Genomic DNA, 14068 nt, shown 5'->3' on the forward strand with positions numbered 1-14068 from the left:
GGACGGGAGTTGGGGAGGTCCAGGGGCTGGGTCCGCTCCGGTCAGGCCGGAATCCGGCTCGATCGATCAGCGGAGGCAGTCGGCCACCGCCAGGGAAACGGAGCCCTGAACCGCTGCCGCGCGGCTGCGCACGAAGTCGGCCGCATCACCGACCACCCGGGTGGCGGGCGACAGGGTCTCGGTCACGGTTTCCGTCACCGTCTCGGCGACGGCATCCGCGAAGGGCAGGGCGGAACCTGGGATCACCGTGCGCCCTGCCGGCTCCGTGGCGTCCGCATGGGCGGCGGCGAACGGATCGAGGCCGCGTGGCGCGGTCTCCGGGCATCGCCGCCCCGGGCAGGCGCGTCGATTCGCGACGGTCAGGCGCGGAGCAGGCCGACTCGACGCCGCGACGCGGGCGGCGGGTCCGGCAGCGTTCGGCCCCGGATCCGTGAGGGGGAAAGCTTCCGCGAAGATCAAGGCGGCGGGCAGACGTCCCGGTGAGGCCGCCACGGCGGCCGGGTGCGCGAACGCCGTCGGTGTCTCGGCCAGCGATTCCGTGGTGAGCGGATCGGCCTGTGCGCGTACCGCATGCGGCGTCGGGATCGGATTGGTCGACGGGCAGTAGAACGAGGCCACCCCCAGGATGGCGATCACCGCCAGGGTGGGCAGGAACGGCATCGTGACGCGGGCCGCACCGGCGTCCGTAAGAGCGGGCTGATCTGGCCGGCGCATCCGAATCACCGATCCCCCTGATGGTTCCGAGGCGGACAGGATGGAGCCCGCAATGCGGCGGAAACGGGACCGTTTCTTTTCGCAGGCGTTGCAGCCCGTCGCAAACGGCGGGGGACGAAACGGCCGGTCCCGCTTTTCCGGAACGCGCCGCGGAGGGCATATACCTTGCTTCGCTTCCACCGCCCGTTCCGGGCCGCCCCGACCCAGACGACCCGCCCCGAACCGGGCCCCGATGACCGAAACCAGCCTGACCGTCGCCGTGATCGATCCGAGCCGCGCCCGCGCGGCGATTCTGGAGGAGGGACTCCGCGCGGCGGGTGTCGGCCGCGTGGTCGTGATTCCCGACACCGCCGATCTGCTGGAACGGGTGACCGCCCTGAAGCCCGACGTGGTGGTCATCCATCTGGAGAGCCCGAGCCGGGATATCCTGGAGCAGATGTCGGGGGTTTCGCGGCAGGTGGAGCGCCCCGTGGCGATGTTCGTCGACCGCTCGGACACCACCATGATGCAGGCTGCCGTCGATGCCGGGATCTCGGCCTACGTGGTCGACGGGCTGCGCGCCGAGCGGATCAAGTCGATTCTCGATATCGCGATCCTGCGCTTCAACGCCTTCGCACGGCTGCAGCGCGAGCTGTCCGAGGCGCGGAGTGAACTCGCCGACCGCAAGCTGATCGAGCGCGCCAAGGGCATCCTGATGAACATGAAGGGGCTCACGGAGGATGAGGCGTACAAGCAGCTCCGTCGCAAGGCCATGAACGAGAAGCGCAAGATCGCCGACATCGCCCGGGCGATCGTCACCACCGCGGATCTGCTCGGATGAGGCTCCAGCTCGGCTACATTCCGCTCTGCGACGCCGCCCCTCTGATCGCGGCCCACGAACTCGGCTTCGCCCGGGCCGAGGGCCTCGATCTCGACCTCACCGCCGAGCCCTCCTGGGCGACGTTGCGCGACCGTCTGGCGCTGGGCCATCTCGATGGCGCCCATATGCTGGCGCCGCTGGCGCTGGCGAGCCGGCTCGGCCTGTCAGGGCCGCCCTCGGACCTGATCGTGCCGATGCAGCTCAGCGTCAACGGCAACGCCATCACGCTGTCGCGGAGCCTCTGGGACGCGATGGCCCCGGACAGCGAGGCGCCCGTCGTGATCGCCCGGGCCTTCGCAAGGGTCGCGGAAGAACGCCGCGCCGCCGGTCGACCCCTGACCCTGGGCACCGTCCACCCGTTCTCGTGCCACAGCTACCAAGTAAGGCTGTTCGCGGAGGCCGGCGGCCTCGATCCCGCGGCGTTGCGCATCGTCGTGGTGCCGCCCCAATACTGCGTCGAGACCCTGGCCCGGGGCCTCGTCGACGGCTTCTGTGCGGGCGCCCCGTGGAACGACGTGGCGGCGGCGGCGGGCCACGGACGCATCGCCGTGCCGGGTAGCGCCCTGACGCCGGATGCGCCCGAGAAGGTGCTGGCCGTTTCCGAGCGGCTCGACGGTGCGATCCTGCCGCTGGTCCGGGCGGTGGCGCGGGCCGGGCGCTGGTGTGCCGACCCGGAGAACCGCACGGAGTTGATCCAGCGCCTCGGTCATCGGAGCTACCTCGATCTCGATGCGGCAATCGTGGGCCGCGCGCTTCCGGTGGGATCGCCGGAGCAACCGGTTGCCGGTGCCCCGCTCGAATTCGGCGCCGCGATCCAAGAGCCGCGTCTGGCCGATGCGCGATGGCTCCTCGCGCAGATGCAGGCCGCGCGTCAGATTGCGGATCGGAAAGCCTGGGAAGAGGCAATCCCAGCTGCCTACCGGCCGGATCTCTATCGCGCGGCTGCCGCCGGTCCCTAGCCGAGAGACACCGCAACGGTTTCGTCACCAGGCGGTGTCGCAACACCGCGCTGGGTTGGAACGTCGGGCGGATCAGCCCGTTGTGGTTGCGCCATGCCCGGATGCCGAAAACTCGATACTGGCTCGTACACATCGCATCCACGGATGCGGGACGAGTTGCGCCGCCACATTTACCGCGGTGGCAGGCCCCCCCGGGCGTGCAACGACAATCGCCGCGCCGGAATCAGCCGCGGCTGGTATTGGGCCTTGATGGTCGGGGCGATGCCGACCATCGGCCTGCTGGCTGTGCTGTCAGTCCTGATCTGACCGAAGCGCCCGGCAACGCCGTTCTGACGACGGCATTCGGCCGGCCGGTGTGCCGTCCCGTCGGAATTGCCTGCTTGGTGCTTGTGTCCGGCACGCCCCCCGTGCCCTAGCTCAGGCCCCATGAGCACCGAATCCCCGATTCCCGTTCGCCATATTGCCCGGGCCATCGTCCTCGATTCGCAGGATCGGATCCTCCTGATTGCCTACGCCTCCATCCACGCCAAGGGGCCGGATGGGGAGCCCCTGCGGTTCTGGTTCATGCCCGGCGGCGGTTTGGAGACCGGCGAGGACCACGTGACCGCCTGTCGCCGGGAACTCGGCGAGGAAATCGGACGGGCCGACGTCGCGATCGGCCCCCAGGTCGGCGCCTGCGACGGGCCGTTCCATCTGTTCCGCCAGCCCCGCGACGCCCGCGAACGCTATTTTCTGGTCCGGCTGCCCGACGATCGGATCGACACCAGCCGGCTTGCCGAGACCGAAGACAACCCCGTGCTCGGCACCCGTTGGTGGCCGATCGCTGAGCTCCGCGCCAGCGGTGAGCGCGTCGAGCCCGCCGGACTGGCCGATCTCGCGGCTGACCTCGCCCGTGGGATTATGCCCGTCGAGCCCCGCGTTCTGGCTTGGCAACCACGTTGATCGCAGCCGCATCGCGGCGGATGTTTGAGTCGGAGGTTTTCGATGTTTCCTGTTTATTTGACCGAGGGTTACCGGACGTTCCTCGAGCAGCGCTTCCCGGCTGAGCGCCGCCGCTTCGCGCAACTGGCGACGTCGCAGAACCCGGAAATCCTGGTGATCAGCTGCTGTGACAGCCGGGTCTCCCCCAGCGCAATCTTCGATGCCGGACCGGGCGAGCTGTTCACGATCCGCAACGTCGCCAATCTCGTTCCGCCTTACCAGCCGGACGAGAACTATCATGGCACGTCCGCGGCCCTCGAATTCGCCGTCCAGGCCCTGGAGGTGAAGCATATCGTCGTGCTCGGCCATGCCACCTGCGGCGGCGTGAAGGCCTATGCCCAGAGGGCCGCGCCGCTTTCCGAGAGCAACTTCATCGGCAAATGGGTCTCGCTCGTGGAGCCCGCCGCGGCAAAGGCCGGCAATCCCGAGGCGCCGAACTACCTGACCCGTCTCGAATACGCCGTGGTGGCGCAGGGCCTTGAGAACCTGATGACCTTTCCGTTCGTCAAGGAGCGGGTCGATGACGGCCGGCTCGAGCTTCACGGCGCGCATTTCGGCGTCGCCAGCGGGTCCCTCGTCGTCCGTGACCCGGAAACGGGAGAGTTCAAGCCGCCGATCGACACGGCCGGCCTGCCGGTGCGTTCGGTCGCCGCCGTGACGTGTGAGTGAGGTCACGCCGGCGCGGTGATCGGGGCCGCGCCCGGCCAACGAAACGGCGGTCTTGAGCGGTCACTCACGCTCCCGCATCCCCTTGCGGGGGCAGAGGCGGGATGGGTCGCAGACGCGAACGAAAAAAGGCGGCCCGCTCGCAGGGCCGCCCGTTCCTGCGGCCCGGCCGAAGCCGGGCCTCCACGATTCGCTGTCTTACATCGCACCCGGCAGACGCTCGGCCTGCTGATAATGCATCTGCAGGGCCGGCAGAGCCTGCTGGGCGTAGTTGCGCAGGGCCGGGTTCGGGCCGCCCTGGGCATAGGCCTGGGTCATGGCGATGGACATCTGATGAGCCTGAATCTGCTGGCTGGCATACAGGCGATCGAAGCGCGGGCCGGCCGGCGCCGCCGAGAGCTGGGCCAGCATCGCCTGCTGCTCCGGGCTCGGCTGCACGATGGTGGAGCCGCCCGTGGCCATCATGTCACCGCCGCCGAGGCGTCCGCCCGTCGCAGCGCCACGCGCCGCACCGGCGCCTGCACCTTCGAGGCCGCCGACCGGGCCGCCCGAAAGGGTGCCGCCGACCACGCCCGTCGCCGCACCGACGCCCGCGCCCACGGCGCTGCCGGCTACCGCGATCGGAGCCGTGATCAAGCCGCCGAGGCCCGGATCGCCGCCGGCCATCGCGCCGGGCTGGCCGCCGGCCAGCGCGACGTTGGCGGCCCGGTGATCGCGGATCACCTCCTGGGCGTACGACCGGATCCGCGGGTTGCGCGACTTGGACAGGGCAATCTGCGAGGACTGGATCTCGAACGCGTTCGCCTGCATCGACTGCATTCGGAAATCGTTGGCGCTCTGGGCCAGGGCCGGTGTCGACAGCGCAAGGACCAGCGCGGAGGCGGCGGCATAATTCTTCAGCATCAGGAACCTCGTTTCGAGATGGATGCGCGAACCGGCATGGGACGCCGCGCGGAGATCAAACGACCTCACGCTGTGCGTTCGCGAATTGGTGCGTCAACGGAGCCATCGGCTTATAGTTCCTGCCGTTTTCGTCTCGAACCGGCACGCGGGGGCGGGTTCGGCGTCCAAGCCGACATGTCCGGGCACCGAAGGGCGCCTGTCCGGGAACCCGGGTGCCGATACCCGGGACGCGGCCATACGGGCCGTTGAGGGCCGGATGATCCTCGTCCCGATTCAGATCCTGCGTGCCGTCGCCGCCCTCATGGTGGTCTGGCACCATGCGCGGCACGAGACGGACCTGATGGTCCAGCGCGGCGCCGGCCCCCCTCTGGAGTCCGGCACCCTCCTGCCCTGGTGGGGCGGAGTCGACCTGTTCTTCGTGATCTCCGGACTCGTCATCGTCCTGGCAAGCGGGCGCCTGTTCGGCAGCGCGCGGGGCCGGACCCAGTTCCTCGCTCACCGGATCGCCCGGGTTGTACCGCTCTACTGGCTGGTAAGCCTGTTCTATCTCGGCCTCGCGCTGGCACGTCCCGATCTCCTCGGGGAGGCCGCAGCCCTCGTCCATCAGCCCGCCACCCTTCTGGCCAGCTTCCTGTTCTGGCCGGCCGCCCGGCCCGACGGCGCTGTCCAGCCGCTCTACGGGCTCGGCTGGACCCTGAACTACGAGGCGTTCTTCTACGTCCTGTTCGCCGCCGGGCTGGGCTTCGGCCGGCGTGGCGCCGTGGTTTGGCTCGTGGTCGCTTTGGCGCTCCTCGTCGCCGCCGGAAGCACCCTGCCGGACCTACCCCTGCCGGTGCGGTTCTGGGCGAACCCCATCGTGCTCGAATTCGCCGCCGGCGCCGGGCTTGCCCTGGCCTATCGGGATGGCCTCCGCCTCTCCGTACCTTTCCGCATCGTCCTCGCGGTGCTCGGCCTCGCCGGGCTGGTCCTGGCGGCCCGCCTGCTCGCCGGTCTGGGTGAAGCCGATGGCGTCCTGCGCCCGCTCCTCGTCGGCGTGCCTGCAGCGCTGCTTGTGGCCTCCGCCCTCGGGCCGGGGCGCGACACGGCGCAGGTCGGGCGCCTGCCGGTCCCGACCCGCGCCCTTGCGATGCTCGGGGATGCCTCCTACGCCCTCTACCTCGTCCACCCCTTCGCGTTGCGCTTCGTGCGCGAGACCCTGCTGCGGCTCGGCGCTACGCCGCCGCTGTATCCTTACGGCGGCATGGTGGTGATGCTCGGGGCAAGCGTCGCGGCAGCCCTCCTGGTTCACCGATCCGTCGAGGCACCGCTGACCCGTTGGCTGCGGAGGGTCCTCGATCTTGATGCCCCGCAAAACCGTGTGCGCGCCGGAGCGAGCCCGGTTCCACAGGGACGCGCGTCGGATTAGCCTCGGCCCCGAGGAGGACACAGCCATGAAGACCCTGCTCGTACCCGTCGCGATGCACGACGCCTTGCCTTCCGTGTTCGAGACGACCCGGCTCGCAGCGACGCGCTTCGGCAGCCTGATCGAGGGCGTGTCGCTCCGCCCGGCGCTGGCCGAATACGTCCCCGTCGATATGGTCGGCGGCATGACATGGCTGCGGGACGAGGAGGCCGATCGGGCCGAGGCCGAGGAGGCGGGCGGTCGATTCGTCACCTTCATGGACGCAGCCGGCATCCCGCGCCATGCCCGCGATGGGCTCTGCATACCGGAGCGGGTACCGGATGCCGGGCCGCGCTACCGGTGGCGGCAGGACGTGCCGACCGGCGATGCGTTCCTGGGCCAGTACGCCCGGCTGTTCTCGGCCACGGTGGTCGGCCGCCCGGGCACCACCGACAACGCACCGCGCATGACGACCTTCGAGACCGCCCTGTTCGAGAGCGGCCGTCCGATCGTGCTCGCGCCGCCATCAGCGCCCGCGACCCTCGGTGACGCGATCCTGATCGCTTGGAACGGCTCGACTGAAACCGCCCGGGCGGTCGCCTTCGCGATGCCGTTCCTGCGCAAGGCGCAGCGGGTGCTGGTCCTGAGCGTCGAGGGCGGGATGGTGCCGGGCCCGAGCGCGCAGGACCTCGCCCAGGCCTTGGCCTGCGAGGGGGTGGACGCCGCCTATCGCGCCCTGCCGGCGGGACGGCGCGCGCCCGGCGAGACCTTCCTGGCCGAGGCAAAGGCCTTCGGCTGCGACCTGCTGATCAAGGGTGCCTACACCCAGAGCCGCCTGCGCCAGATGATCTTTGGCGGCGTCACCAGCCACGTCCTGGCCTATGCCGACATGCCGGTACTGATGGCGCATTGAGGGGAGCACCCGGTCTGGACCGTGGGAACCTCGACCTTGACCCCGGCGTTCGGCACCCGCCGGCCCAGACCCGTAAAAGGATCTCCGTGACGAGCCTCGTGAAGCACAGCCTCCTCGCCGCCCTGCTGATGGGGGCCAGCGTCACCGCCGCGTGGGCCGAGCCAATGCTGGTCCGGTTCCGGGGAACGGTCGCCCGGGCCGAGCCTGACCGCCTCGAGATCCGCCGGCCCAGCGGCAGCACCCTGGCCCTGCAGATGGATCCGAAAACCCGCGTCTACGCGGTGAACGCGTCGGACCTCCGGGCGATCAAGCCGGAAAGCTACGTCAGCGTGCTCGGCGCCGCGGGGGCAGAACCGCGTCGCGCGACGGCGGTGACCCTGTACTCGCCCTCCGAACGCGGCTTTGAGGCCGGGACCCAGCCCTGGGATACGGCGCAGGGGGCGACGCTGACGGCCGGCTGGGTCGCCGATCTGCGCCGCGGCTCACCCCTGACGCTGGCCCTGTCCTACGAAGGCGGGCAATCCGCCTTCGAAATCCCGGCCGACACGCCCGTGACCCAACTCTCCCCCGGCGAAAAGGCGCTCCTCCAGCCAGGCGCCGCCGTCACGATCTTCGCCCGCTCGGATGTTGACGGTGCGCTGACGGCGGGGACGATCACGGTGGGCCGGCAAGGCGCCGTTCCGGGCCTCTGACGGTTCGCCGGAGAGACTGCGCTGCGTCATTGTTCCCGCGCACGGTGCGCGAAGCTGCGCTACAGCGGTCGCGATGACCGAATCTGCGTTCACCCTCGATCCGCGCCTGGCCGCCGACACCATCGAGGTCGGCGACCTCGCCCTGTGCCGGGTGCTTCTGATGGACGATGCCCGGTTCCCCTGGCTGATCCTCGTTCCACGTCGCCCGGACCTCGCCGAGATCACCGACCTGTCCGAGCCGGATTCAGCCGCCCTGTGGCAGGAGATCCGAATCGCCACCGGGGTGATGCAGGCCCTGGCTAAGCCCGACAAGGTGAATGTCGGTGCGCTCGGCAACGTCGTGACGCAGCTCCACGTCCACGTGCTCGGCCGCTTCCGCTCAGATCCGGCCTGGCCCGGCCCGGTCTGGGGATTTGGCACCCGCACACCCTATCCTTTGCACGCCCGCGCCCAGCTCCTCGAGCGTGCCGGCGCCCTGTTCTCCGCGGCCTGAGCTCCATGACCGATCCCCGCGACACCCTCGGCTTCGTCAGGAACAGCCTCGACCGTCATTCGGCCGAGCAGCCCGAGGAGGCGGTGCCGGCCTTCGATGCGCCGGATGCGCGCCTCGTCCTCCTGTGCGGCGACCGCATCGTGCTGCGCGGGAGCACCGCGCTGATCACGCCCGGGGACGCGGCCGATCTCGCCACCGGCACGCGGATCTTCCTCGGCCGCCGGGAGGGGCGGCCGGTCTTCGCCCTCGCCGCGCCCGCCGAGGCCGCGGAGCGCTTCGCGTCAGACGAGACCCGCACCCTCGATCTACGCAGCATCGCGACGGAATCCGCCGTGGAGGCGGAGGAGCTGGGCCTGCTGGCGGTCGCCAAGTCGATGCTCGACTGGCACGCGCGCCACGGCTTCTGCGCCAATTGCGGCACCGCCACCGTATCGAAGGCCGGAGGTTTCCGCCGGGAATGCCCGTCCTGCGCCGCCCATCACTTCCCCCGGGTCGACCCGGTGGTGATCATGCTGGTGCGCCGGGGGGATGCCTGCCTGCTCGGTCGAGGGCCGCATTTTCGGCCGCACATGTATTCCTGCCTCGCGGGTTTCCTGGAGCCCGGCGAGACGATCGAGGATGCGGTGCGCCGGGAGGTGTTCGAGGAGACGCAGATCCGCGTCGGCGCCGTTACCTACCGGACCTCACAGCCCTGGCCGTTCCCGTCTTCGCTGATGCTGGGCTGTGCCGCGGAGGCCCTGGACGAGGCCATCGTGACCGATCCCAACGAGCTGGAGGATGCCCGCTGGTTCAGCCGTGCGGATGTCGCCGCCATGCTGGCGGGGACGCATCCGGACGGCATCCAGGCCCCACCGTCCATGGCGATCGCCAATTACCTGATGCGCGCCTTCGTGGCCGGCGAGACCTGAGGGCCGACCCGGCTCGGGTTCAAGCCCCCGAACAAAAGACGGTACCGGATCGGGTACCCGATCCGCGCTCGGTTGGCTGCACCCAACGCACGGCCGGCCTGTCGCGGTCGACGCGGCAGCCCATGCCGCGGAAGTCTGCCTCAGACGGCTACGCGGCTCTGCTCCACCGGGGCTGGAACCGCCCCCCGCACCTCCGATAATGCCTCGCCGACCATCAGCAAAGCCGGCCCGTCGAGGCCGGCCGCCTCGACACGGTCGGCGAGGTCGGCCGCCGTGCCGCGCAGGGCCTGCTGGTTCGGGCGCGTGGCATTGAACACCAGCAGCGCCGGGGTTGCGGGCGCCAATCCTTCCTCGACGGCGCGGGCCAGCAGCGCCCGCAGGGTGCGCTTGGGCATGTAGACCACGGTCGTCACGCTCGGATCGGCCAGCGCCCCCCAGTTCAGGTCGTCCGGAAGGGCGCCGCGACGGTCGTGACCGGTCACGAACTGCAGGCGGCGCGCCGCATCGCGATGGGTCAGCGAAACGCCAAGCGCCGCCGCCGCGCCCTGCGCCGCGGAGACACCCGGCACCACCGTGACCGGGATGCCGGCGCCCCGGCAGGCCTCGATCTCCTCGCCGGCCCGGCCGAAGACCAGGGGGTCGCCGGATTTCAGCCGTACCACCTGCTTGCCCGACCGGGCGAGCTGCACCATCAGCGCGTTGATGTCGTCCTGCCGGCAGGAGGGGCCGTGGCCGGTCTTGCCGACCAGCATGGTCCGGGCCTCCCGGCGGGCATAATCGAGGATCTCGGGGGCGACGAGGTCGTCGTACAGGATCACGTCGGCGTTGCGCAGCGCCCGCAGCGCCTTGAGCGTCAGCAACTCCGCGTCGCCGGGGCCGGCGCCGACCAGCGTCACCGCGCCGCCCCTCGGGGCGGCCTCGGTCACGCCGAGCAGCTCGGCGAGGTCCGCATCGGAGGGCGCCCGGTCGGGCTCCGCGAAGGCGCGGTCGGTGAAGCGTTCCCAGAAGGCGCGCCGCTCCGAAAAGCCGTGGAAGCGCGCCGTGACGCCGTCCCGCCAGTCGCGGGCGGCCGCGACCCACCGGGCGAACCCCCGGGGCAGCATCGCCTCGATCCGGGCGCGCACGGTCTGGCCGAAGACCGGGGCGGCGCCCTCCGTGGAGATGCCCACCACCAGCGGCGAGCGGTTGACGATGGCACCGAATTTCACGTCGCAGAGCTGCGGCCGGTCAACCGCGTTGACGATGGCGCCCGCTCCCCGAGCGGCGGCCACGAAGGCGACGCACTCGGCCTCGTCTTCCATTGCGCCGATGCAGAAGGCGGCGCCCCACAGGTCGTCGGGGGTCCAGGCGCGTTCGTGTAGCAGAACCTGGCCATCGACGATCTCGCCCGGGACGGCGCGCAGCTCCTCGCTCGGCTCGGGGGCGTAGACATCGACATGGGCGCCGGCCGCAGCCAGCACCTTCACCTTCCAGGGAGCGCCGCCGGAGGAGCCGGCGAGCACCACCCGCTTGCCGCGCAGGGGCACGAAGACGGGCAGCACCGCCAGAGGCTCCAGGCCGGCGGCCTTGGTCTCGCGGGGCGCGCGGGCTGCGCGCAGGGGGGTCTCGGTCACGGGTCGATCCTGAATCGTCCTGATCGCACCTATTCAATCCACGCCCTGATCCTGAGGTGCCGGAGCGCAGCGGAGGCCTCGAAGGAGCCCTCCGGAAGCCACTGCGATCCCTGGAGCCCTCCTTCGAAGCCCGCTGACGCGGGCACCTCAGGATGAGGGATATGGGTTGGATCGGCCGATCTGATCTCGCATGCGAGTGTATCAGATAATCACGCGGCGCGGGCGGTTTGACCGGCCAGCATCTTGCGGATCTCAGGGATGCAGGAGCCGCAATTCGTTCCGGCCTTGCAGGCGGCGCCCACCGCCTCCACGGAGCCGGCGCCTCCCGCGATGGTGGTGGCGATCACATCGGCGCCGACGCCGTGGCACGCGCAGACCACCGGACCCGCCGACGCCGTGGCGGCCCGCCCGGAGAGCAGCGCGAGGCGTTCGGGCGTCTCCGGCTCCTCGGCGGCGAACAGGGCCTTGGCGGCCTCCCAGTCCGGGCGCGCCCCGGCGGGGGCGTAGGCGAGGCTGGCGACGAGGCGCGTGCCGTCGTAGACGGCGCAGCGGTAGCGGTCCCGGGCGTGGTCGGCGTACTCGGCCAGCTCGCAGCCGGGCAGCGCCTCGCTCTGGATCAAGCCGCGCATCATGAGCGCCACGGCGCGGGAGCTGTCCTGCGTGGCGAACTGCACGCCCCAGCCACCGGTGATCGCCGCCCGCGCCCACCACCAGCCCTCCGGAAGGTCGACCTGCGCCCGGGACAGCAGGAACCCGCGGGCGCGGTAGGCCAGAGGCGCGATCGCGGCCGGCGTCGCCTTGAGCTCGGGCTGGCCCGAGACCGGGTCCGGCATGCCGCGCACCAGGGCGCCGACCCGGGCCTTCGACGCGAAGGCGCCGCCCCAGTGCATCGGCATGAACAGGCTGCCCGGCACCACCGTGTCGGTGACCATCACCTCCAGTTCGGCCTCGCCGTGCTCAGTCGTCAGCCGCGCGATGCCGCCATCCGCGAGCCCGTAGATCGCCGCATCGTCCGGATGCACCTCGACGAACGGAACGGCCCGGTGGGCGGAGAGGCGCTGGCTCTTCCCGGTGCGCGTCATCGTATGCCAGTGATCGCGGACCCGGCCGGTATTGAGCACGAACGGAAAATCCTCCGACACCGCGAGCGCGAGGGACGGCGGCTGCACGGCGACGAAGCGCGCGCGCTGATCGAAGGTGTAGAACCGCCCGTCGCCGAACAGGCGGGCCTTGCCCTGCGGGGCGTTCCGGGGGCCGGAGCGCTTCGGGATCGGCCACTGCACCGGCAGGTTCACGTCGTAGGCCGCGTCGCTGAGGTCCGTGAGCGCACCGAGGTCGAAATCGCGCGTACCGTTGTTCTCGTAGGCCGAGAGCCCGGCATGCTCGCGGAAGATCGCGGCGGCGGATTCAAACGCGAAGGCCCGGCCGTGGCCGAGGCGCCGGCCGACCTCCGAGAGTACCGCCCAGTCGGGACGGGCCTCGCCGGGGCTCTTGAGGAAGCGGCGCTGGCGCGAGATCCGACGCTCGGAATTGGTGACCGTGCCGTCCTTCTCGCCCCAGGCCTGGGCGGGCAGCAGCACGGTGGTCCGGCCGAAGCCCCGCGCCGTGTCGGAATCCGAGACTGCCTCCGAGACCACGTAGAGGTCGAGCCCCTTCAGCGCCTCCCGGATCATGTCGGCCCGCGGCATCGAGACCAGCGGGTTGGTGCCCATCACCCAGAGCGCCTTGATCTTGCCCCGGGTGACGGCCTCGAACAGGGCGACCGCCTTCATGCCCTCGCCGGTGATGATCCGCGGGGCGCCCCAGTAGCGGCGCACCCGGTCGACCTCCTCGGGGGCGAAGTGCATGTGGGCGGCCAGCATATTGGCGAGCCCGCCGACCTCGCGTCCGCCCATGGCGTTGGGCTGGCCGGTGAGCGAGAACGGCCCGGCCCCGGGCTGCCCGATCCGGCCGGTGATCAGATGGCAGTTGATGATGGCGTTGCCCTTGTCGGTCCCCTGCGCCGACTGGTTCACCCCCTGCGAAAAGGCCGTGACGACCCGCCGGGTGCCGGCGAACAGGGTGTAGAAGGCCGCGATGTCCGCCTCCGGCACGCCCGTCGTGGCGGCGACCGCGGCTACGTCCGGCGCGATCTGGCGGGCGCGGTCGAGGGCGCCGTCGAGCCCGGCGGTATGGGACTCGATGAAGGCGCGGTCGCGAAATCCATTGTCGGCGAGGTAGACCAGCAGGCCCGAGAACAGGGCGGTATCGGTGCCCGGCCGGATGCCGAGGAACAGGTCGGATTCCTGCGCGGTCTGCGTCCGGCGCGGGTCGATGACGGCGAACTTGGTGCCGCGGCGCTCCTTGGCGTCGGCCATGCGGCGGAACAGGACGGGATGGCACCACGCGGTGTTGGAGCCGACCAGCACGATCAGATCGGCTTCGTCGAGGTCCTCGTAGCAGCCCGGCACCGTGTCGGAACCGAAGGCCCGGCGGTGGGCCGCAACGGCGCTCGACATGCACAGCCGCGAGTTGGTGTCCACGTGCGGCGTGCCGATGAAGCCCTTCGCGAGCTTGTTGGCGACGTAGTAATCCTCGGTGAGGAGCTGACCGGAGAGGTAGAAGGCGATCGCGTCCGGGCCGTGCTCCTCGGCCACCGCGCGCAGCTTTTCGGTGACCGTGTCGAGGGCCGCATCCCAGGAGACCCGGGCGCCGTCGATCTGCGGGTGGAGCAGGCGGTTCTCCAGCGACAGGGTCTCGCCCAGCGCTGAGCCCTTCGAGCAGAGGCGGCCATAATTGGCCGGATGCTCGGCGTCGCCCGCGATGGTGGCGCCCCCCTGCCCATCCGGGGTCGCGAGCACCCCGCACCCGACCCCGCAATAGGGGCAGGTGGTCCGCACCGTCTGCGCCGCCACTGGCTGGGTCATGGCTTCTTCCTCGAAGGGTCGTCCTCGGCGGGAGCAAGCTCCGCGCCGTATCTCCCTCCCCCCTCTGCGGGGGAGGGTGG

The 14068-nt window shown here is 70.8% G+C and carries 13 protein-coding genes; 9 read left to right on the forward strand and 4 right to left on the reverse strand.

Going from position 1 to position 14068, the window contains the following annotated elements; translation table 11 throughout:
- Window positions 1-66: 66 nt before the first annotated feature.
- Entirely contained in the window at window positions 67-714 is a 648-nt protein-coding gene (locus MKK88_RS03105; protein WP_243997127.1) for a hypothetical protein, read from the reverse strand.
- A 232-nt stretch (window positions 715-946) separates the two neighbouring features.
- Here MKK88_RS03105 and MKK88_RS03110 point away from each other — a divergent pair, with 232 nt between their 5' ends.
- The 4 genes from MKK88_RS03110 (at window position 947) to MKK88_RS03125 (ending at window position 4182) form a co-directional block, all read left to right on the forward strand.
- Window positions 947-1534, forward strand: a complete 588-nt coding sequence (locus MKK88_RS03110; RefSeq protein WP_243997128.1) for an ANTAR domain-containing response regulator — start codon at window positions 947-949, stop codon at window positions 1532-1534.
- Window positions 1531-2532 carry a CmpA/NrtA family ABC transporter substrate-binding protein gene (locus MKK88_RS03115; RefSeq protein WP_243997129.1) on the forward strand — a complete coding sequence of 334 codons (1002 nt, stop codon included), beginning with the start codon at window positions 1531-1533 and terminating at the stop codon, window positions 2530-2532. The genes MKK88_RS03110 and MKK88_RS03115 overlap by 4 nt, the downstream gene beginning before the upstream one ends.
- A 426-nt stretch (window positions 2533-2958) precedes the next feature.
- Complete coding sequence (locus MKK88_RS03120; protein ID WP_243997130.1) at window positions 2959-3474, forward strand: NUDIX hydrolase; 516 nt, start codon at window positions 2959-2961, stop codon at window positions 3472-3474.
- Between the two features lie 42 nt (window positions 3475-3516).
- Window positions 3517-4182, forward strand: a complete 666-nt coding sequence (locus tag MKK88_RS03125; RefSeq protein ID WP_243997131.1) for a carbonic anhydrase — start codon at window positions 3517-3519, stop codon at window positions 4180-4182.
- Between the two features lie 195 nt (window positions 4183-4377).
- On the opposite strand, the gene MKK88_RS03130 is transcribed toward MKK88_RS03125, so the two are convergent.
- Window positions 4378-5082 (reverse strand): DUF4142 domain-containing protein, encoded by a 705-nt coding sequence (locus MKK88_RS03130; RefSeq protein WP_243997132.1) that lies wholly within the window; start codon window positions 5080-5082, stop codon window positions 4378-4380.
- Window positions 5083-5338: 256 nt separating this feature from the next.
- Between MKK88_RS03130 and MKK88_RS03135 the strand changes: the two genes are divergently transcribed.
- The 5 genes from MKK88_RS03135 (at window position 5339) to nudC (ending at window position 9469) form a co-directional block, all read left to right on the forward strand.
- Window positions 5339-6487: an acyltransferase family protein gene (locus MKK88_RS03135; protein WP_243997133.1), complete on the forward strand. Its 1149-nt coding sequence runs from the start codon at window positions 5339-5341 to the stop codon at window positions 6485-6487.
- 25 nt (window positions 6488-6512) lie between these two features.
- The gene (locus MKK88_RS03140; RefSeq protein ID WP_243997134.1) at window positions 6513-7376 is read left to right on the forward strand and encodes a universal stress protein; all 864 of its coding nucleotides are present in this window, start codon (window positions 6513-6515) and stop codon (window positions 7374-7376) included.
- Window positions 7377-7462: 86 nt separating this feature from the next.
- Complete coding sequence (locus MKK88_RS03145) at window positions 7463-8068, forward strand: hypothetical protein (RefSeq protein ID WP_243997135.1); 606 nt, start codon at window positions 7463-7465, stop codon at window positions 8066-8068.
- A 73-nt stretch (window positions 8069-8141) separates the two neighbouring features.
- The gene (locus tag MKK88_RS03150; protein ID WP_243997136.1) at window positions 8142-8561 is read left to right on the forward strand and encodes an HIT domain-containing protein; all 420 of its coding nucleotides are present in this window, start codon (window positions 8142-8144) and stop codon (window positions 8559-8561) included.
- A gap of 5 nt (window positions 8562-8566) precedes the next feature.
- On the forward strand, window positions 8567-9469 hold the full coding sequence (gene nudC / locus MKK88_RS03155; protein ID WP_243997137.1) for an NAD(+) diphosphatase: 903 nt from the start codon (window positions 8567-8569) through the stop codon (window positions 9467-9469).
- Window positions 9470-9609: 140 nt separating this feature from the next.
- On the opposite strand, the gene cysG is transcribed toward nudC, so the two are convergent.
- On the reverse strand, window positions 9610-11082 hold the full coding sequence (gene cysG, locus MKK88_RS03160) for a siroheme synthase CysG (RefSeq protein WP_243997138.1): 1473 nt from the start codon (window positions 11080-11082) through the stop codon (window positions 9610-9612).
- A gap of 209 nt (window positions 11083-11291) precedes the next feature.
- Window positions 11292-13988: a nitrate reductase gene (locus tag MKK88_RS03165; protein ID WP_243997139.1), complete on the reverse strand. Its 2697-nt coding sequence runs from the start codon at window positions 13986-13988 to the stop codon at window positions 11292-11294.
- Window positions 13989-14068 lie beyond the last annotated feature (80 nt).

The organism is Methylobacterium sp. E-005 (assembly GCF_022829725.1).
In the GTDB taxonomy this organism is placed as follows: Bacteria; Pseudomonadota; Alphaproteobacteria; order Rhizobiales; family Beijerinckiaceae; genus Methylobacterium.